Source organism: Pseudomonadales bacterium (assembly GCA_024234165.1).
Lineage (GTDB): Bacteria > Pseudomonadota > Gammaproteobacteria > Pseudomonadales > UBA5518 > UBA5518.
The window spans coordinates 305378-330132 of record JACKOP010000003.1 but is presented as its reverse complement, the minus strand read 5'-3'; the positions used below and the strand labels follow the sequence as shown (position 1 = coordinate 330132).

At 63.8% G+C, this 24755-nt stretch carries 19 protein-coding genes and 4 pseudogenes; 13 read left to right on the top strand and 10 right to left on the bottom strand.

The annotated features are described in order from the left end of the window. Positions 1-5: 5 nt before the first annotated feature. A complete protein-coding gene (gene prsT, locus H7A12_10815; GenBank protein MCP5321299.1) occupies positions 6-2807 on the top strand; it encodes a PEP-CTERM system TPR-repeat protein PrsT in 2802 nt (933 codons plus the stop codon). A 113-nt stretch (positions 2808-2920) separates the two neighbouring features. Next, complete coding sequence (locus tag H7A12_10810; protein ID MCP5321298.1) at positions 2921-4123, top strand: hypothetical protein; 1203 nt, start codon at positions 2921-2923, stop codon at positions 4121-4123. Positions 4124-4216: 93 nt separating this feature from the next. Here H7A12_10810 and H7A12_10805 read toward each other — a convergent pair whose 3' ends face one another. Both H7A12_10805 and H7A12_10800 read right to left on the bottom strand, forming a co-directional pair. Continuing rightward, positions 4217-5206, bottom strand: a complete 990-nt coding sequence (locus H7A12_10805; protein MCP5321297.1) for a PEP-CTERM sorting domain-containing protein — start codon at positions 5204-5206, stop codon at positions 4217-4219. A gap of 257 nt (positions 5207-5463) precedes the next feature. After that, positions 5464-6150, bottom strand: a complete 687-nt coding sequence (locus H7A12_10800) for an acyltransferase (GenBank protein ID MCP5321296.1) — start codon at positions 6148-6150, stop codon at positions 5464-5466. Positions 6151-6268: 118 nt separating this feature from the next. Between H7A12_10800 and H7A12_10795 the strand changes: the two genes are divergently transcribed. Beyond that, positions 6269-6637 (top strand): helix-turn-helix domain-containing protein, encoded by a 369-nt coding sequence (locus H7A12_10795; protein ID MCP5321295.1) that lies wholly within the window; start codon positions 6269-6271, stop codon positions 6635-6637. Then, positions 6634-7438: pseudogene (locus H7A12_10790) on the top strand (HipA domain-containing protein). The gene H7A12_10795 and the pseudogene H7A12_10790 overlap by 4 nt, the downstream one beginning before the upstream one ends. A 139-nt stretch (positions 7439-7577) precedes the next feature. Here H7A12_10790 and H7A12_10785 read toward each other — a convergent pair. From H7A12_10785 to H7A12_10770, 4 genes and pseudogenes are all read right to left on the bottom strand, one after another. After that, a complete protein-coding gene (locus H7A12_10785) occupies positions 7578-7859 on the bottom strand; it encodes an XRE family transcriptional regulator (GenBank protein ID MCP5321294.1) in 282 nt (93 codons plus the stop codon). A gap of 40 nt (positions 7860-7899) precedes the next feature. Then, a complete protein-coding gene (locus H7A12_10780; GenBank protein ID MCP5321293.1) occupies positions 7900-8187 on the bottom strand; it encodes a helix-turn-helix domain-containing protein in 288 nt (95 codons plus the stop codon). A gap of 5 nt (positions 8188-8192) precedes the next feature. Next, positions 8193-8506: pseudogene (locus H7A12_10775) on the bottom strand (type II toxin-antitoxin system RelE/ParE family toxin). A gap of 107 nt (positions 8507-8613) precedes the next feature. Further along, entirely contained in the window at positions 8614-9117 is a 504-nt protein-coding gene (locus H7A12_10770; GenBank protein MCP5321292.1) for a GNAT family N-acetyltransferase, read from the bottom strand. Here H7A12_10770 and H7A12_10765 point away from each other — a divergent pair. Then, positions 9088-9347 (top strand): annotated as a pseudogene (locus tag H7A12_10765) (addiction module antitoxin). The gene H7A12_10770 and the pseudogene H7A12_10765 sit on opposite strands and share 30 nt — an antisense overlap. Before the next feature lie 4 nt (positions 9348-9351). After that, positions 9352-9480: pseudogene (locus tag H7A12_10760) on the top strand (type II toxin-antitoxin system RelE/ParE family toxin). A gap of 109 nt (positions 9481-9589) precedes the next feature. On the opposite strand, the gene H7A12_10755 reads toward H7A12_10760, so the two are convergent. Next, positions 9590-10624 (bottom strand): IS630 family transposase, encoded by a 1035-nt coding sequence (locus tag H7A12_10755; GenBank protein ID MCP5321291.1) that lies wholly within the window; start codon positions 10622-10624, stop codon positions 9590-9592. 251 nt (positions 10625-10875) lie between these two features. Between H7A12_10755 and H7A12_10750 the strand changes: the two genes are divergently transcribed. Beyond that, positions 10876-11475, top strand: a complete 600-nt coding sequence (locus tag H7A12_10750) for a PEP-CTERM sorting domain-containing protein (GenBank protein ID MCP5321290.1) — start codon at positions 10876-10878, stop codon at positions 11473-11475. Positions 11476-11552: 77 nt separating this feature from the next. Here H7A12_10750 and H7A12_10745 read toward each other — a convergent pair whose 3' ends face one another. Both H7A12_10745 and H7A12_10740 read right to left on the bottom strand, forming a co-directional pair. Continuing rightward, positions 11553-12761, bottom strand: coding sequence for a glycosyltransferase (locus H7A12_10745; protein MCP5321289.1), 1209 nt, complete (start codon positions 12759-12761; stop codon positions 11553-11555). 72 nt (positions 12762-12833) lie between these two features. After that, positions 12834-13634, bottom strand: a complete 801-nt coding sequence (locus tag H7A12_10740) for a Fic family protein (GenBank protein MCP5321288.1) — start codon at positions 13632-13634, stop codon at positions 12834-12836. A 214-nt stretch (positions 13635-13848) separates the two neighbouring features. On the opposite strand from H7A12_10740, the gene H7A12_10735 reads away from it, so the two are divergent. The 3 genes from H7A12_10735 (at position 13849) to H7A12_10725 (ending at position 17331) form a co-directional block, all read left to right on the top strand. Next, entirely contained in the window at positions 13849-15081 is a 1233-nt protein-coding gene (locus H7A12_10735; protein MCP5321287.1) for an ABC transporter permease, read from the top strand. Positions 15082-15096: 15 nt separating this feature from the next. After that, positions 15097-16308: an ABC transporter permease gene (locus H7A12_10730; GenBank protein MCP5321286.1), complete on the top strand. Its 1212-nt coding sequence runs from the start codon at positions 15097-15099 to the stop codon at positions 16306-16308. Positions 16309-16467: 159 nt separating this feature from the next. Further along, a complete protein-coding gene (locus H7A12_10725; protein MCP5321285.1) occupies positions 16468-17331 on the top strand; it encodes a PEP-CTERM sorting domain-containing protein in 864 nt (287 codons plus the stop codon). Positions 17332-17644: 313 nt separating this feature from the next. Here H7A12_10725 and H7A12_10720 read toward each other — a convergent pair whose 3' ends face one another. After that, entirely contained in the window at positions 17645-18421 is a 777-nt protein-coding gene (locus tag H7A12_10720; GenBank protein ID MCP5321284.1) for an outer membrane lipoprotein-sorting protein, read from the bottom strand. A 459-nt stretch (positions 18422-18880) separates the two neighbouring features. Between H7A12_10720 and H7A12_10715 the strand changes: the two genes are divergently transcribed. The 3 genes from H7A12_10715 to prsT (H7A12_10705) are packed head-to-tail and all read left to right on the top strand — an operon-like array spanning position 18881 to position 24753. Further along, positions 18881-20434: an ATP-binding cassette domain-containing protein gene (locus H7A12_10715; protein ID MCP5321283.1), complete on the top strand. Its 1554-nt coding sequence runs from the start codon at positions 18881-18883 to the stop codon at positions 20432-20434. Continuing rightward, positions 20415-21899 carry a hypothetical protein gene (locus H7A12_10710; protein MCP5321282.1) on the top strand — a complete coding sequence of 495 codons (1485 nt, stop codon included), beginning with the start codon at positions 20415-20417 and terminating at the stop codon, positions 21897-21899. Before H7A12_10715 ends, H7A12_10710 begins: the two co-directional genes overlap by 20 nt. A 49-nt stretch (positions 21900-21948) precedes the next feature. Then, the gene (gene prsT / locus H7A12_10705) at positions 21949-24753 is read left to right on the top strand and encodes a PEP-CTERM system TPR-repeat protein PrsT (protein ID MCP5321281.1); all 2805 of its coding nucleotides are present in this window, start codon (positions 21949-21951) and stop codon (positions 24751-24753) included. Positions 24754-24755: the final 2 nt, after the last annotated feature.

Genomic DNA, 24755 nt, shown 5'->3' with positions numbered 1-24755 from the left:
CCCGAATGAACCGCTTCACCCGCAGACTCCTGCCGACCGTCCTTGCCACGCTGATTCCACTGGGCCTGGTCACTGGCTGCAGCGAACCCACCGCCGAAGAGCATGTTGCATCGGCACAGAAGATGATCAGCGAAGGCAAGCTCGAATCGGCGCGCATCGAGCTGTCGAGCGCGCTGCAGCAGGCGCCGAACCTGGCGCAAGCGCGCTGGCTGCTCGGCAAGGTCAACCTGGATCTCGGCGACGCACCCGGAGCAGAAAAGGAGATCCGCAAGGCGATCGAGCTCGGCTACGACGACGACCATGCGCAACTCGCGCTGGTGCGCACGCTGATTCTGCAGAACCAATCGGCGCAGGTCATCAAGGAGACCAACTCGATCGACCCGGACATCGACGCCGCCGATCATTCGGTGCTGCTCGGTCTGCGTGCGCAGGCGTTTGCAGAGACCGGCGATTTCGAGCAGGCCGAAGCCGTGGCCGGCGAAGCGCTGGAACTCGAGCCGAAATCGGTCCCAGCGATGACCGGGATGGCACTGATTCATGCCTTTCAGCGCGATTACGAGACGGCGCACCAATGGCTGGATCGTGCCCTGGAGGCCGATCCGCAATCGGCCGAGGCGTGGAGCCTGCTCGGGCAGGTCGAACTCGAGCAGGGCAACGCGGCCAAGGCCGAGCAGGCGCTGAGCAAGGCGATCGAGCTGCGCACGCACCCGAGCATCGAGTACGCAAAGCGGGCACTGGCACGCGCACAGCTCGACAAGTTCGACGAGGCGAGCAGCGACCTCGCCGTGCTGCAGAAGGCGGGGCTGGGGTCGAACCCCTTCGTGAAGTACGTTGCCGGGGTCAACCTGTTTCGCCAGAAGAAGTACGAGGAGGCGGTGCAGGCCTTCGAGGCCAGCAAGAAGAACTCATCGCCCTACCTGCCGCGCGAGTACTACCTCGCCTCGGCTTACCTCGCACTCGGGCGCACCGAGCAGGCACGCAGCCAGGCGGAACTGATCAGTTCGATTGCTCCGAATTCACCGATGACGAAGCGTCTGTTCGGCGCCGTGCAGATCAGCCAGTCGGAACTCGAAGGCGCGACCAGCTACCTGAAGCAGGCGGTCGAATCCAGCCCTGGAGACCCGGTGCTGCTGCGCATGCTCGGCTACGTATCGCTGCTGCTCGGGCAAGGCGCGAATGCCGTGGGGTACTACGAAAAGGCGCTGGAACTCGATCCCGACTCGGAGAGCACCACCAACTCGCTGGAACTGGCGCGGCTGATTGCCGGACAGAAACTCGACGAGCAGACGGCGAGCACGATCGGTGGCGCATCCGGCGGCAGCGATTCCTTCACGCGCGAATTCTTCAAGGCGCTGGCGCTGTTTCGCGACGGCGACCTCACTGGCACGCTGCGCGAGGCGAAGGCACTGATCGAGAAATACCCGGACAACGTCGAACCGCTCAAGCTGATGGCTGCCTGCCATCTGGCTGCGAGCCAGTGGCAACAGGCAAGACAGTACCTTGATCAGGCACTGAAGATGAAGCCCGATGATGCTTCTGCCGTGAAGAACCTGGCACGACTGGACGTGATGGACGGAGACGCAGCCAAGGCTCGCAGCCTGCTCGAAGGGCTGATCAAGGCGCATCCGACAGATACGGAGGCGCAGGTACTGCTCGCGCGCGTGGTCGAAGGCATGGAAGGACCCGCGCCGGCGATCACAGCGCTCGAGCAGACGCTCGAGCGCAATCCGGAAGCACTCGCGGTGCGTGCCGAACTCGCGCGGCTCTATGTGCAGAACGGCCAACCCCAGCGGGTGGTCGAACTGACGCGAGACCTCTCCGACAAGGACGCCGCCAAGCAGCCGGCGCTGCTGGAGAGACGGGCGAGGGCGCTGTTGACCAGCGGTGATGCCGACGGAGCGCAGCGCGAATTCAAGCGCTTGCTGGCGCTTTTGCCCAAATCCCCGATCGCCCGTTTCGCATACGCCGACAGCCTGGCCTCCAGCGGCAAGAGAAGCGAAGCAGCAGCGGAAATCAAGCGCGCCATCGAGCTCGATCCGTCCTATTTCCCTGCGCGTGCGGCTGAAATCAAGATGCTGGTACAGGCGAGGCAACTGGACGCCGCACGCACGGCGCTGGCAAAGCTTCGGCAGGATTTTGGTGATCGAGCCGAGGTGCTTGGCATCGAAGGCTGGTTTGCGCTCGGCACGAAAGATTATGCGGGGGCGGAAAAAAGCCTGACTGCATCACTGGAGAAGAGCCCGCAGACTGATGTGGCCATCCTGTTGCTGCGTGCGCAGTGGGCGCAGGGCGAGCACGATACCGCGCTGGCAGGCATGCAGGAATGGATCGACAAGCATCCCGGTGATCTCGCGATGCTCATGCACCAGGCGGGCGCCTACATGGGACTGGGTCGAAACGAAGAGGCGCGCGCCGTCTATGCCCGCGTCGTTGAACGCTACCCCGACTTCGTTCCAGCACTGAACAATCTTGCCTGGCTGAGTCAGGACAAGGATCTCCCCCAGGCGATTCAATACGCGCAGCACGCACTGACTCTGGCGCGCACGGATCCCAATGTCATCGACACACTGGGCATGTTGATGTTGAGGAAGGGCGACGGACACAGCGCGGTCGAGCAACTGCGCGAGGCCGTGAGGCTGGCACCCGACAACGCCCAGATGCGCTTGCATCTCGGCCAGGCGCTGCTGCAGCAGAAGCAGCGGGACGAGGCGATCCGGGTACTGGAAGGCGTCGTCAAGGAGGACCCCGACAGTGAGCCCGCTCGCGAAGCACGGGCGCTGCTCTCGGCAGCAGGCGTGGATGCCTGAGCGAGCCTCACCCCGGTGTCCCTGGCAGCCTCGTGAAATGCCGGTACGGGTTGGGAAGAAACAGCGATCGGTCGCACCCCATGGCGCGTTGACGGGATAACGGAGGGGCGCATATGCGCGTCGTAGCTCTCGCCAATGCACATGCGTTGGCGCATGTGTCACGGCTGCTGGAAATTGCCAAGGTATTGCGCACACACGGGCACGAGGTCGTGCTCGCCGGTCACGGCAAGTACCTCGAGGTAGCCAGCCAGGACGGCTTTCCGGTGCGCGAACTTCCCTACATCACGGTGGAACGCGTAGTGCAGGCTGTGCGTACGCAAAGGCTGTGGGAACTGTACCGGGAACACGAACTCGAGCAGTTCATCGCGGCGGAACTCGCGCTGTATGCAGAATTCCGACCCGATTGGGTATTGATCGACAACCGGCCAACGGCACGCACTTCGGCTGAAAAGGCCGGCATCCGCAGCGCGGCCGTACTCAACGTGCACATGAGCAACTACCGGGCGATTCCCTTCTTCAGCTACGTCCAGCAGTTCGGCGACATTCCGGGTCTGGGGCTGATGGACCGGCTCGAAAACGCCATCGAACGCCAGGTTTATGACCGACTCGTCATGGGCGGTCTGAACCGCGTGCGCCGCACGATGGGCTTGTCCCGCCTGTACGCCTACGAACACGAGGAGGGCGCACAGCACAGTTTTCTGGCGGATGTTCCTGCATTCAACCCGGCACACCGCCTGCCAGCTCAGGCACGCTTCATCGGACCACTGACGTGGCACAACACATTGCCCGCTCCTGCCTGCCTGGCGCAACTGGACCGGCAGCGACCGGTGGTCTACTTCTCGCTGGGCAGCGAAGGTCTTGAAGAGCTGGTAGGTCAACTGGCACCACTCGGCGCACACGGGGTGCAGGTAGTGGTTGCCGCTGGTGCGGCCGATCTCTCCGGTCTCAACCCACCACCGGGTGTTTACCTGGAACGGTACATCAACACCGAAACGCTGTTGCCGTACTGCAACCTGGTCTGCTGTCACGGTGGGAACGGAACACTCTACCAGGCGCTAGCCCACGGGCTGCCGTGTGTGGTGGTAGCCACCCACGCCGAACAGTACTACGGCGGCAAGCGCATCCGCCAACTGGACCTGGGCACGGCCATGACGCTGAAGCAACTGCGCCGGCGCGGCATGAGCAGCCTGGTTGCAGCAATCAGCGAGGTGCTTGAAACGCCGCGCTACCATGCGGCAGCACGAAATTTCATGGGCAAGGTGAACGAAGAGCTGGGCGGAGCCGCGCTGGCGGCGCAAACGCTGATGACGGACTGAGTGCTTGCTGCAGGCACTCATCGATCAGCCTGCGAGCAGAAGCCCAAAAAAGAAGCGCGGCCGAGGCCGCGCTTCCTGTCAGGGCGAAGGGAATCAGACCTTGCGACGGCGGGAGCCAAAGCCCATGCCGGCCAGACCGATACCCAGCAAAGCCAGCATGCCAGGCTCTGGTACCCTGGTCGCCTGCTCGGCTCGTGCTTGGGTGGTGGCGCCCATGCCAAGCGTGTAGTTACCCGCAGCCAAGCCCTTGATCGTGATCTCGAAATCGTTCCAGCCGGCAGCAGAGCTGTACTCGTTGCTCTGCGGGTTGCCAGCAGGCAGGCTCCTGGTGACGTTCAGGCTTGCCTTGTCCGCGTCCTCGGAACAAGACGTGACACCGTTGCAATCCACGAAATCGGCATCCGAATCAGCGAAATTTTTCCCGTTCGGCGTCCAGGTGACGAGGGTGCCGTTGGTGCCCGTCAGTTCGAAACTGGCGCTGATCGTCGCGTTTGCCAAGGCACTGACCAAGTTCGGTGTATTCACCGCCACGTACAGATAAGGATCAGCCTTGAACTTGAGGTTCAGTTCACCACCTTCCGTCACCGTAAAGCTGAAGGCCATGGTGGTCTGGGAACCCACATTGGTGTTGCTGTCACCCTTGCCGTTGGCAGCAATATTGACCTCGGAGATCTGGTTGGTGATGGTAGGGGTTGCCGTTGCCAACTCGGCTTCTTTGATCTGAGCGCCCGAGTTGGAATAGGTCTGGCCGTTGTTGGTGCTGAAGAAGGAGAAATCACCCAGCCCACGCGCAGGAGCCCCTTTCGTCGCAACCGACTCGAGCACCGGCGGTGTGCCGCTGCACGGCGTGCCGATCGTGCTGCAGTCCGCATTCATGTTGTCGTTGGCGCCGTTCAAATTGGCGTTTGAATTGGCGGTAAACGAATACCCGGTAATAGCAACGGTTGCACCGCTGATGGTCAGTTCGAAGTCCTTCACAAACAGGGCAGAGCCGGCATACACATCCGCCGACGCCTGGCTGGACACACCCAGAGCGAAGGTCGAAACGATGGCGGCAGCCAAGGTCGAGCGTTTGAGGTTCATGGTCATCATCTCCAAGTGAGTGATTCGAGTTCCTGGCGTCCCTACGGGTTGCCTTGCTGGAAACCGTTGAGCAGTTTCGCTGGCGCATCCTAAGCAACCACCGTGCCTGAAATTATTTTTCTTTGTTTTTCAGCGTGTTGTGAATTCTTCTTGACCATTCGACCGTCGGATGAGCACGGAAGTGTAAAGTTTTTCGACAGCGTTTCTGGCCTATGAGGGCTCGGTTGAGGGGACCGTGGTCCGTGTCGGCAACTTGCTCAGCCGCAAACCGAGGGCGCAGAAGAACGCCTGCCAAGACACCGTGCCGGCACACCGCCCCAGATTTCTCCGGGTGCGATCTGCGTGTCCTTCAGCACCAGCGCCCCAGCCGAAACGATGGCGCCATCGCCCACCGTGACGCCCGACATCACGATCGCCTTGGCGCCGATGGTCACCTCGTTGCCGACGCAAATCCTCGACAGGGCAAAGTAATCACCCTCGATCGCGTGGCTGTAGAGCACCGCATCGTGGCCAACGATGCAGTTGGCGCCGAACTCGGTCAACGGCGGATCGAGCAGCGTACCGGCGCTGTAGGTGTTCGGACCCATTTTCGTGCCGAGCGCCTGGTACACCAGCCGCATCAGCGGCACCGGTAAAAAATGCGTGCGAATCAAGGTGTTGAACAGCATCAGGTAGAACAGGATATTGACCTGGGCGGCAAACTCGGCGCGCGAGCCGGGTTTCAGCTCGCCTTCCTGCAGCGGCACGAAGATGAGGAACAGCCGGTAGACGAGGAAGCCGTATATATAAATGAGGACAACCGCAGCGATCAGCAGCGTCACGCCGCGGAAATCGCCGAGCGGCAGCTTGCCGAACAGCAGCGCCGTGGTGCCCAGCGCCAGCACCAGGATCAGGCCCAGCAGGGCGAAAAAGCTCAGGATCTGCGGCGGCGTGATCTGGCGCATGTGGAAAGCCCCCCGTGGACTCGTGATGCTGCAAGCCGAGTATAGATAGAAAGCACATCACAGCTGGAAATCACGCTATTATGGACAAATTATTCAAATAACGTCCATAATAGAAAACATGCCACGAAAGCCGCCTGTGATCTTTCCCCAGGAACAGCGTCTTCTCTCCGCGCTGGGAGAGCGGCTGCGCGTCGCCCGGCTGCGACGCAAGCTGAGCAATGCCGTCGTCGCGCAACGCGCCGGCATTTCGCGAACCACGCTATACAAGGTCGAAGCCGGTGATCCGGGGGCGACGCTGGGTTCCTACGTCCGGGTACTGGCCGTACTCGGGCTGGAGAACGACCTCCAAACCCTGGCTGCCGACGACAAGGTTGGCCGCAAGCTGCAAGACCTGGCCTTGGCGCCGGTGCGCCGCTCTCGCGCCGCGAGGAAGCAGTTTGCAGCGCCAACGCCCTCATCGTCTGCCGATACGGAGGACACGCCATGAGTCCGCCGAACAACGCGCTGGAAGTATGGCTCGACAGCGATCTCGGTCCTGCCTGTCGAGTTGGCACCTTGACACATGACCGCGGCCAGATCCGTTTCCACTACGATCGCGATTGGCTCGGTGACCCTCGGGCATTCGCGCTCGACCCTGACCTGTCGCTTGACGAACACCCATTTTTCCCGAAACCGGAGTTGGGCAATTTCGGCATTTTCCTGGACTCCTCGCCTGACCGATACCGAGGAGTTCCTCGGCAACGAGAAAATGGCTGCCCCGCCGGTGACCGCCTTGCACGAGCTCGAAGCGGTGGCTTACCAACTCAGCAGCCGCCGGATCGACGATCTGGATGCCCTGCGAAAATGGCTGGCCGTACTGGTAGCACCGGGCGCCTCCCACGGCGATGCCGCCCACGCGGATACCGACCTGACCCAACTGTTCCGACGTGTGGCCTTCAACGTCGCGGTCGGCAACCGGGATGACCATCTGCGAAACCACGGTTTCGTGCTGGGAAAGACCGGATGGCGGCTGGCACCCGCCTTCGACGTCAATCCGAATATCGACAAGGGCGAACACGTCTTGAATCTGGACGATGTGGACAATCGGCCGAGCCTGGAGACGGTTTTGGGCACCGCGGCGTTCTATGGCCTTACCGACAGTACAACCCGGAAAATCGTGGAAGAAGTCCTGGCCGCGGTTGATGGCTGGCGGGACGCGGCACGAAGAACACACATCAGCGGTGCCGACATTGAACTGACCGCGGGCGCCTTCTCGGCCCATGCGGAATTTCGTGCGGGTATTTGTTAAGGAACGCAGGAATCAGGAAGCCTTCGAGCGACTGAAGGTCGAGCTGAGCCATGCCTTCGCCGCTCCGGACAGCGCGTACCACCCCTTGACCGCCACCGACGTGATCGCACGGGGCGGATGGCATATTTCAGCCCGCATGTCACTGCACCAGCTCGAATCGCAGCGGCACGCCTACCGCCACGCTCGCGCGCGACAGCGTAGCCAGCGTCACGCTGGTGTCGTTCTCATCCAGCAGACGATTCACCACCGCACGACTGGTGTGCATGCGTGCCGCCATTTCTGTGCGCGTGATGTGCTTCGCCTTCATGGCCTGCGCGAGCTGCCAGGCGATGACGCGCTTGATGGCCGTCGCGGTGACTTCCTCGCGCAACCCGTCCTCTGCCAGAAACTCGTCGAAATCGCTGCCGATATGCTTGCTCATTGCCTTGCCTCATAGCCGCTTCGCGCGGGCCGGCAGCACCTCAATGTGCCAGAGCGGACATCACGTGTTGAGGGTCGTTGTGAATCGCGCGCAGCAGGGCACGCGCCGGCCCCGTGGGCTCGCGCAGCCCCTGCTCCCAGTTACGCAGCGTGCCGACGTGCACATCCAGCACGCGCGCAAATCGCGCCTGGGAAAGCCCTGTGGCCTTGCGGATATCGCGCACGCGCAACGCATCGACGTGGAATTCCCGCGCCGGCGCACGTTCGCCGCGTCGGATCTCGTCCATCTGCGTGACGCTTTCCATCAGGTCATCGAAGAACTTGCTCATGTCACTCACCTCCACTTCTCGACAATACGCCCGAGCGCGGCGCGCTCCTGCGCACTCAGGTCGTCGCGCTCGTTCTTCGGGTAGATCAACAGCAGCGCAATCTGTGCATCACTCACAAAGTGACAGTAGATCACCCGTGACCCACCGCGCTTGCCGCGCCAGCTGGATGCCACCCGCACCTTGCGAATGCCGCCCGTGCCCTCGATGAGGTCGCCAGCATCCGGAGCTTCATCAAATCCGCCTGAAAGGCGGCATACGTGTCGTCGTCGAGCAGTTCCCGCAGGCGCTGCGTGAAGACGGGTGTTTCGATGAAGATCATGTCGTGACTGTGCACCACTGGTGTAAGTACGTCAATGGTGTATAGATAGCGCTCCCTCCCGCTTTGCAGTGTTTTGCGACAGCATCTGCAGTGCTACCGCGCACGCCTCAAGGTGTTCCAGCAAAACGACGGGCATCCTTGAGCAGCACGATCAATTGCCGTTCATTTCCTGGCGTGGGCTCAAATCCGAAACGACGATAGAACGCCTCGACTTCGGCATCGATGGGGTGCGTCAGCAGTGCCCGGATGCCCGCCTGTTCGGCGATCGAAAGGGTGTAGCGGATGGCATCCTGCAGCATGCTGAAACCTGGACCTTGCCCCTGGTAGTCGAGATCGACGGCAAGCCGCGCAAGAATCACCAGCGGAATCGGGTACTGTCCCATGCCGCGGCGGATCCGCTCGGGCGCTTCGAGTGTGTCGATCTGGCCGACCGTCAGACTGAAGTAGCCAGCAACCCGCTCCCCAGCGCATACGACAAAGGTTCTTGCCGAGCCGCTGCCCTGGGCCTGGCGTGCGTGGCGATGCAGCCAATCGCTGAGAGCCGGCTTTCCGCAGTCAAACGCTTCCAGGCGGTGCTGCGCATCGAGTGGTTGCGGTGCGCAAAGCTTCATTTCAGCGAAGCACTCAGTAATTTCGTTGCCGCCAACGTGGGCGAGCATGGCGATTACGAGAACGTCAGCGACGTACATGCGCGATCTGATCCGCCGTGACAAGGAGCGCAGGGATCAGGAAGCCTTCGAGCGACTGAAGGCCGAGCTGAGCCATGCCTTCGCCACTCCGGAAAGCGCGTACCACCCACCCCTTGACCGCCGCCGACGTGATCGCACGCAACCGGGGCTGACGGCGTGGCCAGGATTCTGATCCAGGAGGCAGCGTCCTGGCGGCTCGACGAGATCCATCGCCACACGCGCGATCGCTGGGGAACGGCGCAGGCCGACCACTACATCGCCGGTCCGTTCGAATCCTTCGACGGCTCCTTCGGCGGCCATGCAGGCAGTGTCAGCCAGCTTTACACTCAACACGTCGGTGGCACCGCACACATCCTGCATATGATTGAATTTACTAACATTTTTGAAAGTAATGTCACATTTGAATATACGAACATTCGGGCTGCCCGAAGAAGGATTTAATCAATTCGGGCAGCTTCTGGATCCTGCGCAGAGCGCTCAGTGCAAGCCGCTTCATTTCGTCCTTGCTCTGTACCAACCGGCCGGAAACCTCGCGCTTGACGTGAGCCCAGACGACTTCATCGGGATTCAAATGAGGGGCATAGGGTGGCAGGAAAAACAGCTGTAGCTTGCCTTGTAGGCTATCGACGTAGGTTCTGACCATCTTGGAGCGATGTATCGGATGACCATCGACGATCAGGAAGATCGGATGCTGCGCGCCGACCATCAACCGCTTGAGAAACTCCAGGAAGATGCGGGCGGTCACTGTCCCATCGTGCAACATGAAGCGCAACTCGCCACGCGGATTGATGGCAGAGATCATGTTCAGCGAAAACCTGCGTCCCGTTGCCGCCACAACAGGCGTCTGTCCCTTTGGAGCCCAAGTCGTTCCCGTGTGGTAATCCGAACGAATTCCCGATTCATCGGCAAAATAGATCGACGCTCCAACCCTCCTGGCTTCAGCGGCAATAGCAGGGAAGGCTTCTGCCTCCCATGTGCGCACCATAACTGGATCCTGCTGCCACGCTTGATACAACGGTTTTTGAACGCTGAAACCAAGGGTCTTCATCACACGATGCGCCGTTGCCGTAGACAGCTCCACACCGAACTGACGCTTGATCAGGTGACGGATGAGCTTCAACGTCCACAGGCCAAATTCGAACTTCAGCTGTTGAGGCGTGTTTTCCCGCACGGTGTTGGCGATCCATCTCATCTGTTCGTCGCTCAGCTTCATGGGGCGCCCGGGGATCGGCTTGGCCAGCAAGGCTTTCTGACCGCCCTCAATGAAAGAAGCCAGCCAGCGAAAGACACTGCGCTCATTGACGCCGTAGGCGGTTGCTACGCTGCTCACAGTCTGCCCCTCACGCACAGCCTTGATAGCCTGTTGTCGCATGACTTGCAGCGTATGATGGTCGTGCGATCGACCGTCGGAAGTTCGTTTGCATTTCATGCGAGGAATTATAACTCAACATGACTTTATTTTCGAGAATGTTAGTATTGCATTCCGTTAATTTGGTATGGGTATTGCTTGGCTAAAAATGGGTAATCGACACAATAAGGGAGGCGCGTATGAGACCCATTTTCCGGAAATCCTTCGCTGCGAAGTCGGCAGCGCTATTGGCCGGTGCGTTGCTGCTTGCTGCGCAGTCCCAGGCGGAATTGCTCGATGCATTCGCGAACGGGGGCTTCGAAGGCGGCAGCATGAACACCAACACGCACAACTCGGAAGTACCGCCGGGCTGGACGACCACGGCGGGCACGCCGGACACGTTCAACGGCGACACGAACTTCGCCAGCTACACTTGGGCGCCCAGCAGCACGGGAGGGCAGTTCCTGCACGGCATCGGCTTGCAGCCGCAATGGACGGAGAGCGCCTTGCAGGTGGGGCTCGACGGCCTGGTGATCGGGAAGCAGTACGAGATTTCGTTCGAGCAGAGCATCTCACGAAGCATCTGGTCCGAAACGGGGGGCTACTGGCGGATCAAATTCGGCGACGAGACCCATAATTCTGCTCATATGGACATCCCTGCCTACGGGGTCTTCGACGGCTGGGACTGGCAGACCATGATCTTCACCGCAGCCACCGAGATCCAGACACTCGAAGTGATCGCCTGGAGCGACACAGACGGTCGGCGAACCGACATCGGCATCGACAGTTTCTTCCTCGGCGACCCCGGCACCAATCCGGACAATCCGGACAATCCGGACAATCCCGTACCCGAACCCGGCACGCTGGGCATCTTTGCCCTTGGCTTGGCCGCCCTGGGGCAGAGCCGCCTGCGCAAGCAACGGCAACGCTGAACACGATCATCGGCGGAATGGGGCGCTGCGCACGCAGCGCCCTCCCTGAATCGGGACCCTGATCAGGTTCGGCCTCATCAACCCAGCCGACCCAGTAGCTCAGCAAAGCGTTCGGTCGCGCTGTAGCGGGCGAATTCCCTCGCCAGCCGCCGCGCTGCCAGCCATGACTCCTCATCGACCAGCAGCGCCGCGGCTGCTTCTCGCAACGCATCGACGGACGCCTTTCCGGCACGCAGCAGCCTGCCGGCGCCGCTGGCTGCCACCGCCTGCATATTGAGGTACTGATCGAGGTTGCCGGCAATGCCCAGTACCGGCACGCCGGCGGTGAGCGCCTGCTGCGTGGTCGGGCTGCCGCCGTTGCAGATCACCAGGCGTGCGCGCGCGGCAGCGGCTTCACCAGGCAGGTAATCGGCCACGAAGGCGTTTGCCGGCGGGTTGGTGATGCTCACCCGTCCAGCGGTGGCGGCGATCACCGTCACCGCCAGCCCGGCGAGCGCCTCCAGCACCATCGGCAGCAGCTCGCTGCGCCCCGAGCTGCCCAACGTCACGTAGACGGCCGGGCGATCGGGCGCCAATGCATCCCACCACTCGGGCTCGGGCACGGTGGGCGACCACAGGATGGGGCCCAGGAAATGATGGTTTGGCGGCAGGGCCTGCGTCGTGAACAGTTCCGGGATATCGGCGTACAGCGTATGGTCGCCCCAAGTGTAGCTGTGCCGCAGGTCGTGGCCGAGGGCAGGCAGACCGTGTTCGCGGCGCACTGTGTTCAGCGGGCGGGCGTGCAGCGCAAACGCGAGCGGGCGCGCCAGCGTGAACGCAAGCTGGCCGAGCCGCACGCCGAGCAGCCGTGCGACCGGCAGCTCCGGCACCGGAAAGTGCTGGCGGGCATACGGACTCCAGTACGCATTGCTCAGGTTCAGGTACGGCACCTTCGCAACGGCGGCGCTGACGGCGAGCGAGAGGCGGAAATCCCCCACCACCACGTCGGGACGCACGCGCTCGAGAAGCTGCAGGTCCTGTTCGACGTAACGCCTCAGGGTAGGCGCATCGTAGAGCGGGCTGCCGCTGGCGAGCGCTGCCTCGAACTGCTCCCCCGGAATGGTCGTGATTTGGTGCAGCGGGAAATCGGGCTTTGGAAACAGCCGCGCGTAGCGCGGATCCCAGGCAAATTCGACCGCGTGGCGCTGCGGGTCCAGCGCGCGCGCCAGCACCATCGGCCGCGCCACGTGTGCCAGCGTGACCGCCTCGGCGACGAACAGCACCCGCTGCCTGGGCCTCGCGCTCATCCTTGCCCTCGAAAATCGACTTCAATCATTCGAAATTTCCTGCGATGACTTCGGGATGCACGCGGGCATGAATCATGGCTCCATTCCTTTATCGTGGTTTGAATCAACTTCAGGCGGAGGAAGAATTGCCTCTGCATCCGGGTGGCACCCGGCGAGGAAGGCCATCATCTCGGTGGCGTTCTTCGAGAGATAGAAGCGCACCATCTTCTCGTTGAACTCCTGTGCCCTGGCCGCTGGCACGCTGATCGCGTCGATGCCATGCGACATGAGCACGCCGTTCATCATGAAGCGCGACGTACGTTTGTTGCCGTCGAAGAAAAACTGCTGCAAGGCACCGAACAGAAAGAAGGCCGCTGCACGCTCGAATGGCTCGCACTCTTGCAGGGCTGTCACACCTTCGCTGAACACCCGGTTCAGTTCCGGTGCACCGGGGAGTGTCGGCAGCGGTGTATGGCGCCCACGCTCACCGAGGCCCACGTCCGGCGTGTAGTTCGTCTCCTGCCCTTCGCCCCGGAACACGCCCCACTCCAAGGCTTCCCGGCGTGCAACGATGCCGTTCAGTTCGATGAATACGGCCTTGGAAAGAGCGAACTGAGCGCTCTTGACCATCGTCAGAAGGCGTCTGGAACTTTCCGCGAGGTTCAGAATTTGCTCTTGATCGAAAATCTTCCGTCCGCCGACGGTCACGCCGTCCAGCAGGGTCTTGACCTCGGGGAAGGTGAAGGGGTTGCCTTCGAGCACCGAAGCATCCCAGACGAACTCGGGCAGCATCTTGTGGAAGCGGAAGCAGACCCGCTCAAGCGAGTGAACCGGAACGGCAGTCGGTACCGCCGACCGGTTCCAGCGAAAGCCAAGCGCATCGAAGAGGGTCATGTTGCTGCACGCCATCGCTCATTGAACACGGTTTCATCATCGCAATACAGGGCGCTTGCGCCAATCACATAACACGCTTTCTGGCAGCGAAGCCATCGCGCAGCACGGATGGCTTGAGCCGCGCCGACTATACTGCCCGCAGGCTTTGCTGCCGGGCACGGGCAGCCGTCGATCACACACCGGCAGCAACCAACCCGCGAGGAACCGGACCACGATGGAAGGCAGCCTGCGGCTCGCGTTTCGCAACCTCTGGCGCAACCGCCGGCGCAGCACGATCGCGCTGGCGACCATCGGCTTCGGCGTGGTGGCACTGGTACTCGCCGGCGGATTCATCGAATGGATCTTCTGGGCGATGCGCACCGCGACCATCGAGTCGCAGCTCGGCCATATCCAGGTCGTGAAGCGGGGCTACTTCGAGGCGGGCGCAGCTGATCCCTTCGCCTACCTGCTGCCCGACGACTCGCCCACGTTTGCCGAACTGGAGCACAGCCCCGGCGTACTGTTCGTCACCCCCCGCATCGCCTTCACCGGGCTGGTGAGCCACGGCGACCTGACCGTCTCTTTTGCCGGCGAAGGGGTCGACCCTATAAAGGAAAGAACCGTCAGCAAGATGGTCGTGATCACCGCTGGCCAGAACCTGTCGGGGCCGGACGCCAGCGAACTGATCATGGGCACGGGGCTCGCGCGCAACCTCGGCGTCGAACTCGGCGATCAGGTGGTGCTGCTGGTCAACACGGCCGCGGGCGGCATCAACGCGGTCGAGCTGAAGCTGGTCGGCACCTTCACCACCTCGACCAAGGCCTTCGACGACAGCGCGCTGCGCGTACCCATCGGCGTTGCGCACACGCTGCTGCGCACGCAGGGTGCGCACCGCTGGGTGCTGCTGCTCGACGACGAGAGCAAGGTGCCCGCGCTGATCGACGATTTCCGCCAGCGTTTCACAGCCGCTGACGCCAACACCACGCTGCAGTTCGTGCCGTGGCAGCAACTGGCCGACTTCTACAACAAGACCGTGGCGCTGTTCTCGCGTCAGATGGACGTGGTGAAGGCGATCATCGGGCTGATCATCGTGCTCAGCATCTCGAACCTGCTGGTGATGACGGTGATGGAGCGCACCGGCGAGATCGGCACCCTGATGGCGGTCGGCTACCGCCGCCGCAGCATCCTGCGCCTGATGTTCAGCGAAGGGCTGCTGCTCGGCGTGGTGGGCGGTGCGCTCGGCACGCTGGTCGCCGTCGTACTGGCGCTGGGCATCTCGGCCGTCGGCATCCCCATGCCACCGCCACCGGGTTCGGATACCGGCTTCACCGGCGAGATCCGCCTCACCGTGCCGCTGGTCGCCGGCGCCTTCGTGCTGGCGGTGGTGGTCACCGCGCTCGCCGCCGTATACCCGGCGTGGAAGGCATCGCGGCTCGAAGTGGTCAACGCGCTGCGGCACAACCGCTAGCGCCGGGAGACGCACATGTGGCAGCTCGCGTTCAGGAACATCTTTCGCCAGCGCATGCGCACCGCGCTGACGCTCGCCGCCATCGTCTTTGGCGTGGTCGGCATCGTGCTGAGCGGTGGCTTCGTCGAGGACGTGTTCGTGCAGTTGCGCGAGTCGACGATCCACTCCTACCTCGGCCACCTGCAGGTCCACCGCGCCGGTTATGCCGAATACGGTCGCCGCGACCCGCTCGCGTACCTGATCGAGGAGCCCACGGAACTCGAACGCCAGATCGCGATGATTCCCGGCGTCGAAGACGTGATGGCAAGGCTCAGTTTCTCGGGGCTGCTGAACAACGGCAAGGCGGACCTGCCGATCATCGGCGAAGGCATCGAACCGGAAAAGGAGGCACGGCTCGGCACCGCACTCGATATAGTCGCCGGCCGCAAGCTGGCCGAGGAAGACGCCTACGGCGTAGAACTCGGGCAGGGCGTCGCCACTGCGCTGCAACTCGCACCGGGCGATTTCGTCACGCTGGTGAGCAGCACGCCCGATGGCGCCGTGAACAGCCTCGAGTTCGAGGTGATCGGCACTTTTCGTACCTTCTCGAAGGATTTCGACGGCCGCGCGGTGCGCATCCCGCTGGCCGCCGCGCAGGAGCTTCTGTATACCGACGGCGCGCACGGCATCGTGGTCGCGCTGGCCGACACCGCGCTGACCGACACCGTCGCTGCCACCCTGCGCGCGCAACTGCCGGCGGCGGACTACGAGCTGAAACCGTGGTACGAGCTGGCCGAGTTCTACGCCAAGACGGTCGACCTGTACCGGCGCCAGTTCGGCGCGCTGCAACTGATCGTGCTGGTGATGGTGCTGCTCAGCGTGGGCAGCAGCGTGAACATGACGCTGCACGAGCGCACCGGCGAGTTCGGTACCTTGCAGGCGCTGGGGCAGCGGCGCTGGCGGCTGTTCCGGCTGATCCTGGCCGAGAACCTGCTGCTCGGGCTGCTGGGCGCCGCCCTGGGCGTTGCCTGCGGTGTACTGCTCGCCTGGCTGATCTCGCGCATCGGCATCCCGATGCCGCCACCGCCTGGCTCGAACGTGGGCTACACGGCCTTTATACGCATCGTGCCGGCCGTGCTGGCGCTTGGCTTCACGATCGGTGCCGCCTCGACGCTGCTCGCCGCGCTGCTGCCGGCGCGGCGCATCACCCGGGTACCGGTGGTCGACGCGCTGCGCCAGAACGTCTGAACACCCCTACGACTGTCGGGTTTTTTTACACTTCACACCGCATCAACCTACTCGGCATTTGTCAACAGCGTGATTCGGTTCACAAAAACGATTTTGGCACGCTGTCTGCATTCTCAGTCATGGGTCTGGATTTTCAAAACTTCACCGAGGAACGACACCATGAAGAAACTTCTGCTTTCCGCCTGCTGCGCAGCAGCACTGGTGGCTCCGATGGCCGACGCTGCGATAGTCACGCAGTGGACGGTAGAAACCTGGACCCGCTTCGACAACGACAGCGTCCTGCCAACCTCGGGAATTACCAAGTCCGTTGACGGCACCAAACTGTCATGGGGCTCCGGTAGCGGTGGTCCGAGCAGCCTGGAAATCACGCAGGGTGGCACTGAGACGGTTCCTTACGCGTCCACCCCCGTCAATACGGTTCAAACCCTCGCCCCTATTACCAATCCTCTCCTTCACTTGGGAAGTGCCGTAGACAACGTGAAGATCACGCACGACAACAACCCGATCCAGGGAACCACCTTGGACTCGGTCAATATTCTTTCGACCCTGTGGCTGACCCCGCTCAACCCTCCTGATTCGACGAGCCCCCCCATCGGCCCGCTGACGTTCAATGTCAATTTCCAGGAAACAACGAACAACGCGGATCCCTGCGCGAACGGCGCTCCCAACGGGTCTGGCGTCAACGTCAATGGGTGCGGTGATATCTTCGTGATTGGCGATACCTCATTGAACAACGAGTTCGAGTGGGCTGATCCGGAGACGGTGACCGGGCTTCGGACTTACTACCTCCACTTCTTCGAGAAAAGCAATGCATTCAGTGCGCTGCCCACTGCTGCGTGTACCGCCGCTGGCGCAAGCGCGGGCTGCATGGGCTTCATGACGATCGAGGACCGGGCGAACGCGGCCCAGTTTGCCGTGCTGATCAGCACCCAGCCCATCAGGAACGTTCCCGAACCCGACACCATGGCGTTGTTCGGCCTTGGCCTGACCGGTCTGGCACTGCGCCGTCGTCGCAAGCACTGAGCTGCGAGCGACACACGGAAAAGGCGGCCACTGGCCGCCTTTTTCATTTACGTAGGTCGGGTTTCAACCCGACGGGTGTTTGGCCCCAGTCGGCATGAATGCCGACCTACGGACGTGGGTCGGGTTTCAACCCGACGGATGTTTTGGCCCCAGTCGGCATGAATGCCGACCCACGGACGTGGGTCGGGTTTCAACCCGACTTCTGCATCAATCGTCGGCATGAATGCCGACCCACGGATGGGCGCCGGTCCGCGTGGGTCGGGTTTCAACCCGACGGATGTTTGGCCCCAGTCGGCATGAATGCCGACCTACATCAGCGGGCGAGTTTCTTCAGATAGTCCTTGTTGAACAGCTTCTCGGGCAGCTCGCGCTTCACCATCTTGCTGTAAACCAGCTCGGAGCGCTCGCCGGCGCGCAGCGCGTCTTCCATCAGCAGCCGCGTCGGGCGTATTTCGTCACCCAGCTCCCTGAAGTCGGTGTAATGGCACACCTTCATCAGCCGCTTCGAGATCGTGTAGAACTCGGCCTTGTACGGGTGGAAGTTACTCGCGTTCACCCAGTACAGCACGCGGTGGTAGGTGACGCCGCGCGTGGCCGCCTTCAGCTCCAGCACGTACATCGGCTCGCCGTCCACTTCCTCGGTACGCAGCAGCGTCGGCTCGTAGTCACCCGCGAAGTTGGCGCGCGCGAGGTCGCCGTTCGCGACCTGCCCGGTCAGCTTCTGCGCGAGCGGCAGGCGCACCGGCTGCGACACCGACGGCAGGAAGGCCCACAGGTCACGGTCGCGCATCAGCAGGATCTGGCCACGGTCGATGGCCGGCGCCGTGGTCTGCACCAGCGTGCGCGTGTTGCCCTTCGACAGCAGACGGTACTCGCGCACCTCCTGGTCGCCCGCACCCGCATGCGTGGTGCTGATCACCACGTCGACCTGGAAACCGTACTGCGGAAAGCGGATGCGATCAGCACGGGAAAGGATGTCATCGGCGGAAATCTCGTGCCGCACCTCGGCCGCCTGCGGCTTCGCGGCGTGTCGCGGCGCGGCCTCACCCGGCGCTGTGCCGAGCGTAAGCAGCAGCGCGGTTGCGACCATCGCCGCCGCCACGGCACGCCGCACCAATCCGGCAGCAGGCCCTGCTTCAGAAGGTGTCGCAAAACGCCGCGAAGCGTGCGGCGGTGCCTTCGCATCGGGGGGCGTGTGCCGCAGGGATGCGGCACTCGAGCCTGCAGGGATGCATTCACGGCGTCCCACCGGGGTGAAGGCATCGTCGCGCGCGACCTGCATCGATGACCGACAGGCCATTGCGACAGCCTCTTCACGAGCACGACGGAGGGTGGCAGAACGGAGGCTGGGATCGGTCGGCATCTTGCGGGCGCCAAACGGGGCTGACCGGGGCAGTGTAGCCGAAGCCCCACGGCTTTTCCGTGACCGCGGGCGCACGGGCGTATCGCCTATACTGTCTGCGCTTACTTCCCGTTGCCGCGGCGCTGCCAGCCCGGTGATTCGGGATCGCAACGGGCGCAGCCGCCGGACGGGACACGAAACACGACGATGAGCAGTAAAGACAGCTACCACGTGCTGCTCAGTTGCGCCTCGAGATCGGACGCCGACTACTTCAGCAACCTGCTGCGCGCGCACGCGGACGGCGCCGCCATCCGTACCCGCGAGGTCGGCACGCTTGCCGAGCTGCGCGAACGGCTGGCCGACCCCACCTGGGAGGTGCTGGTCGCGACCGACGGCGAAGCGGAACTGACTGCAGCGAATGTGCTGACGGCGGCGGGCGAAGCCGGCATGCCCGTCCTGTTCTGTACCACCCGGCTCGACGCCGCCCAGGTCGATGCGCTGCTCGCCGACGGTGCAGTCGCCGTGCTGCGCCGCGACCAGGGAAAACGGCTGTTTCACGCGGTGCAGCGCGAGGTCGGGGCGCTGCGCGACCGCCGCGCGCTGGAGAGCCTGCGCCCACGCCACCAGGAACTGGAGCGGCGCTGCGAGCTGCTGCTCGAGACCAGCTCCGAGGCACTGGCCTACGCCACCGACGGCATGCACCTGCACTGCAACCACGCCTACGCGCGCCTGTTCGGCTTCAATGATCCGATCGATCTGCAGAGCGTGACACAGCTCGACCTGGTGGTGCCGGAGCACCAGCCGCGCTTTCGCCAGTTGTTGCACAGCTATCGCAACGAATCGCTGGACAGCACCGCGACCGCACTCGAACTGAAGCGCAGCGACGGCAGCCGCTTCTCTGCCAGGCTGAGGATCTCGCGCACCCTCTACGAGGACGAACCCTGCATGCAGGTGCAGGTATTCGTCGATTCACCCGTCGCCACCGAACCCGCCGCAGCGCCCACGCCCGTGGTGACCGGTTTCGAGTCCGGCGTCGCCGCAGCACCGGGAAGCCGCATGGCGGCGGATCGCCCCGAGGTGGTGCGCGTGGAAGGCGCGTGGAAGGAATACGTGCTCGGCAGCCAGGTGGTGGTGGCGCTGCGCGACGTGGCGGTGCGCATCGGGCAGGGCGAGTTCATGGCGCTCGCCGGGCCTTCGGGCAGCGGCAAGTCGACGCTGCTGAACCTGATCGGCTGCATCGACACGCCGACGCGCGGCAGCGTGCATATAGGCGGCGCGGAGGTCTCCGACCGCACGCCCGACGAACTCGCCGACCTGCGCGCACGCACGATCGGCTTCATCTTCCAGACCTTCAACCTGCTGCCGGTGCTCTCGGCGTGGGAGAACGTCGAGTACCCGCTGCTGCAGAACCGCAGCGTCAACCGCAGCGAGCGCCGCGAGCGCGTCGCGCACTACCTCGGGCTGGTCGGACTCGAACGCCACATGCACCATCGGCCGAACGAACTCAGCGGCGGCCAGCGCCAGCGGGTGGCGATCGCGCGCGCGCTGGCGGCGCGCCCTTCGATCGTGCTTGCCGACGAGCCGACCGCGAACCTCGACCACAAGACCGGCGAAGGGATCCTGAACCTGATGAAATCGATCAACCAGCAGGAAGGTGCGACCTTCATTTTTTCCACACACGACGCCAAGGTCATGGGCATGGCCGACCGGGTGATCGTACTGAGCGACGGGGAGGTGGTCGGTGAACGCCACAGGATCTGAAATGCAGGCCGCCGCGTTGCACCACGCGCGCAGCGCCTCGTCACGCCGGTCACGCATCGGCGCACTGGCTGCCGCAATCTGGCTCGGCAGCACGGGTGTTGGCGTGCACGCGGCCGACTCCCTCGATTCGCTGTTCGAGGAACCCGAGCCGGAGTCGATGGACGAACTGTTCACGGACGAGGCGGACGCAGCGGACAAGCCGGACGAGGCAACGGCTGCAAAGGAGCCGGCCACGCCGGCGCAGCGCGCCGAGCCGGCAGCCACGCATTTCGGCGGTTTCTTCGAGAACAAGCTCGCGTACACCTACGCCCGGCCGAAGCACTGGTCGCTCGCGCGCAACACGCTGGAACTCTCGCTCGACGGCAGCCTGAACGGCATGAACTGGAAGGTATCGGGCCGTGCGGTGTGGGACCCGGTGTTCGACTTCGAGGACTACTATCCGCACAAGGTCGAGGACGACCAGCAGTTCGAGGCCTCGGTACGCGAGACCTATATCGATATCTCGCGCGGTGACCTCGATTTCCGCATCGGCCGCCAGCACATCATCTGGGGCGAAATGGTGGGGCTGTTCTTTGCCGACGTGGTTTCGGCGAAGGACATGCGCGAGCTGGTGCTGCAGGAGTTCGACATCCTGCGCATCCCGCAGTGGGCCGTGCGTGCCGAATACTTCCAGGACGAGCTGCACGCCGAATTCGTGTGGATCCCGTACATGACGTACAACGAGGTCGGCGAGCCCGGCGCGGAGTTCTTCGACGTCGAGCTGCCCGACTTCGTGCCGGCGCAGAACTTCCGCTACCGGCGGGACCGCCCGCACGCGCTCGACGACGGCGCCTACGGCGTGCGATTCACGTACCTGCTCGACGGCTGGGACCTGTCGGCGTTCCACTACAACAGCCGCGACGCGATGCCGGCGTTCGCGCGCACGCTCGACGTCGCCCCCGAACCGTTCCTCACGCTGCGCGAGGTGCACGAGCGCATCGCGCAGACCGGCGCCACGCTGGCGAAGGACTTCGGCAGTTTCGTGCTGAAGGCCGAGGCGATCTACACCCGCAACAAGCCGGTCGGCGTCGACGACCCCGCCGACACCGACGGGCTGCTGCGCACGGATCTGCTCGATTACGTGGTGGGGCTGGAGTGGGCGCTTGCCAACGAGGGGCGCTTCAACCTGCAGGCCTTCCAGCGCTGGTTCCCCGACCACGAGCGCACGATGGTCGACGACGACCTGCAGAGCGGACTCAGCCTGCTGCTCTCGCGGCGCTTCGGCAACCACTGGGAACCCGAACTGCTGTGGATCACCAGCGTGGATCACAGCGACTCGCTGCTGCGCGCGAAACTGAAATGGCTTTCGGGCGGCAACTGGAACCTGGCGCTCGGCGTGGACGTGTTCGACGGCGACCCGGGCGGGATGTTCGGCAACTACGACACCCGTGACCGTGTGTACACTGAGCTGCGCCTGACGTTCTGAGCACGCCGGCACCGCAGCGCAGCCCCTTTCACTGCACAGGAAACACCACATGAACAAGGGATCCGGACGCGCGCCCCTCTACGCCAGCATCGCGGCCGCCTGTGTGCTGCTTGCGGCCTGCGGCAAGCAGGCGTCGCCGACCGAACTGATGGCGCGCGGCGAGGACTACCTGGCCAAACGCGACTACCACGCCGCGACGATCGAGCTGAAGAGTGCGGTGGTGGCCGATACCGGCAACCCGCGTGCGCGCTGGCTGCTCGGCAAGGTCTACATGGAATCCGGCGACCTGGAGAGCGCCGCCAAGGAACTCACGAAGGCACGCGAGCTCGGGATGCCCGACACCGAGGTGCTGCCGCTGCTGGTGCAGGCGCTGCTGCCACTCGGCATGCACGACGAGCTGATGGCGCTGCCCAGCACCGGGCTGGACGCACCCACGCGGGCAAGGGTGCTGGCGGCGCAGGGGCAGTCGCTGCTCGCGAACGGCAAGCTCGAGGAAGGCGGCAAGCGCCTCGAGCAGGCGCTCGACGCCGACCCGAAGGCCTCGTACGTACGCCTGGCGCACGCCCGGCTGCTGCTCTTCAACTCACAGATGGAAGCGGGTCGCCGCGACCTGGAGGCCCTGCTCGCCGACGAACCCGACTACGCACTGGCGTGGACGCTGCTCGGCGATCTGGAGCAGAGCGAGCGTCATCCGGAGCGCGCCGAGGAAGCCTACACGAAGGCGCTCGAGTTCGCGCCGAACAGCTATACCGACCGCCTGAACCGCGCGCTGGCACGCATCCAGCTGCAGAAGGCCGACGCAGCGGCAGAGGACATCGAGGTGCTGCGGCGCAAGTACGCAAAGCGTGCGGACGAAAGGACCGAGGTGCCTCTGGGCGTGAACTACGCCGAAGGCCTGCTGCACATGCAGAAGAACGAACTCGAGGCGGCACGCACCGCGTTCGAGCTGACGCTGCGCGGCGGCAACCAGTACCCGCTGGCGCTGTTCTACCTGGCAGGGATCCAGGCCCAACTGGGCAACCCGGAGCAGGCCGACACCTATATTACGGAGTTCGGACGGCTCGCCCCCGATCACCCGTCAGGGCACAAGCTGGCCGCCAGCATCGCGATGCAGCGTGGCGATTTCGTACGCGCCGAACGCCTGGTGCGTCCGGTCGTGGCCGCGAACCCCGAGGATCTGGCCGCGCTGAACCTGCTGGCCGGCGCGCTGCTCGCGCAGAACAGGACCGACGAAGGGCTCGATACGCTGACGAAGATCGCTGCACTCGATCCCGACTCGGCCGAGGCGCAGACACGCCTCGCGGCCGGTCTGTTCGCCAGTGGCCAGGGCGAGGTGGGGCTCGAGCACTTGCGCAAGGCGCTGGAACTCGACCCCAAATACCAGCAGGCAGACCTGATGCTGGTGCTGGCGCACGCGCGCAAGGGCGAGTTCGACGAGGCCCTCGCTGCGGCCAGGGCCTTCCAGCAGCGCCAGCCCGAGTCCGCCACACCGCTCAGCCTGCTCGGGCGCATCTACCTCGCGACCGACCGGCAGGCGGAGGCGAAGCAGGCGTTCCTCGACGCGCTGAAGCTCGACTCCGGCGACCCGGCGGCGAACCAGAGCCTGGCCGCACTGGCACTGCAGGACCGGGACCTGGCAGGTGCCCGCCGCTATTACGAGCAGGTGCTGGCGAAGCATCCCGACAACCTGCGGGTGCAGATGCAACTGGCAGCGCTCGACTTCAACGAGGGGCACGCCGAGGCGATGGTCAAGCGGCTGCAGGACAGCATGGCAGCGCACCCGGACAATCCGGAACCGCGGCTGATGCTGGCGCGCCACTACCTGAACCGCGGCGAAGGCCAGCAGGCGCTGGCGGTACTGAACGCGCTCGACGAGACACAGAAGAAGCAGCCGGCGGTCACCGCGCTGCTGGCGATGCTGTATCTGTCGCAGAGCGACTTCGCGGCCGCCAGACCGCTGCTCGAACGCATGGTGCAGTTGCAGCCCGAAGTGGCGCAGAACCACTACCAGCTCGCGATGGCGCAGGCCGCACTCGGTGACACCAGGGCGATGCTGAGCGGGCTGCAGAAGACCATCGCGCTCGAACCGAAGCACGTGCCGGCGCGCGTGGCGCTGGCGCACGGACTGCTGGCAACGCAGGACCGCGAAGGATTCGAACTGCAACTGAAGGCGCTGCAGACGCTGGAGCCCGACAGCGCCGAGGTGCTGTCGCTGGAGGCCTCGGCGGCGCTGCTGCAGGGCAACCGCAAAGAGGCGCTTGCGAAGCTGGAGCAGGCCTACACGAAGGAGCCTTCACCGACCACGCTGCAGAACCTCGCGCGCGAGAAGCTGCGCGGTGGCGACATGCCCGGCGCGCTGAAGCTGTTCGAGAAGTGGATCGGCGAGCACCCGCAGGACCTGCAGATGCAGATGGCACTCGCGGACCTGTACGCGGCGGACAGGCAGGACGCGCGGGCGATCGCGCAGTACGAGGCGGTCGTGAAGGCAGACGAGCGTCACGTGATCGCGCTGAACAACCTGGCCTGGAGCCTGCGCAAGAGCAAACCGAAGCAGGCGCTGGCGTACGCGGAACGCGCCAACCGGATCGCACCGGACACCGCCGCGCTGATCGACACGTTCGCGATGGTGCTGCTCGAGAACGGCGACAACCAGAAGGCACAGACGCAGATCGAACGGGCGCTGAAGCTCGAGCCGAACAACCCCGGAATGCGCTTCCACGCCGCGCAGATCCGCCTTGCGCTGGACGACACCGACGGGGCGGTCCTGATCCTGAAATCGCTGCTCGGCGGCAAGGGCGACTTCGCCGAAAAGGCCGAGGCCGAAGCGCTGCTTGCCTCACTGAAGAAGGACTGACG

Coding starts and splice junctions, on each gene's coding strand:
- prsT (MCP5321299.1), top strand. CDS start 6: ATGAACCGCTTCACCCGCAGACTCCTGCCGACCGTCCTTGCCACGCTG.
- H7A12_10810 (MCP5321298.1), top strand. CDS start 2,921: ATGCGCGTCGTAGCTCTCGCCAATGCACATGCGTTGGCGCATGTGTCA.
- H7A12_10805 (MCP5321297.1), bottom strand. CDS start 5,206: ATGAACCTCAAACGCTCGACCTTGGCTGCCGCCATCGTTTCGACCTTC.
- H7A12_10800 (MCP5321296.1), bottom strand. CDS start 6,150: ATGCGCCAGATCACGCCGCCGCAGATCCTGAGCTTTTTCGCCCTGCTG.
- H7A12_10795 (MCP5321295.1), top strand. CDS start 6,269: ATGCCACGAAAGCCGCCTGTGATCTTTCCCCAGGAACAGCGTCTTCTC.
- H7A12_10785 (MCP5321294.1), bottom strand. CDS start 7,859: ATGAGCAAGCATATCGGCAGCGATTTCGACGAGTTTCTGGCAGAGGAC.
- H7A12_10780 (MCP5321293.1), bottom strand. CDS start 8,187: ATGAGCAAGTTCTTCGATGACCTGATGGAAAGCGTCACGCAGATGGAC.
- H7A12_10770 (MCP5321292.1), bottom strand. CDS start 9,117: ATGAAGCTTTGCGCACCGCAACCACTCGATGCGCAGCACCGCCTGGAA.
- H7A12_10755 (MCP5321291.1), bottom strand. CDS start 10,624: ATGAAATGCAAACGAACTTCCGACGGTCGATCGCACGACCATCATACG.
- H7A12_10750 (MCP5321290.1), top strand. CDS start 10,876: ATGAACACCAACACGCACAACTCGGAAGTACCGCCGGGCTGGACGACC.
- H7A12_10745 (MCP5321289.1), bottom strand. CDS start 12,761: ATGAGCGCGAGGCCCAGGCAGCGGGTGCTGTTCGTCGCCGAGGCGGTC.
- H7A12_10740 (MCP5321288.1), bottom strand. CDS start 13,634: ATGACCCTCTTCGATGCGCTTGGCTTTCGCTGGAACCGGTCGGCGGTA.
- H7A12_10735 (MCP5321287.1), top strand. CDS start 13,849: ATGGAAGGCAGCCTGCGGCTCGCGTTTCGCAACCTCTGGCGCAACCGC.
- H7A12_10730 (MCP5321286.1), top strand. CDS start 15,097: ATGTGGCAGCTCGCGTTCAGGAACATCTTTCGCCAGCGCATGCGCACC.
- H7A12_10725 (MCP5321285.1), top strand. CDS start 16,468: ATGAAGAAACTTCTGCTTTCCGCCTGCTGCGCAGCAGCACTGGTGGCT.
- H7A12_10720 (MCP5321284.1), bottom strand. CDS start 18,421: ATGGTCGCAACCGCGCTGCTGCTTACGCTCGGCACAGCGCCGGGTGAG.
- H7A12_10715 (MCP5321283.1), top strand. CDS start 18,881: ATGAGCAGTAAAGACAGCTACCACGTGCTGCTCAGTTGCGCCTCGAGA.
- prsT (MCP5321281.1), top strand. CDS start 21,949: ATGAACAAGGGATCCGGACGCGCGCCCCTCTACGCCAGCATCGCGGCC.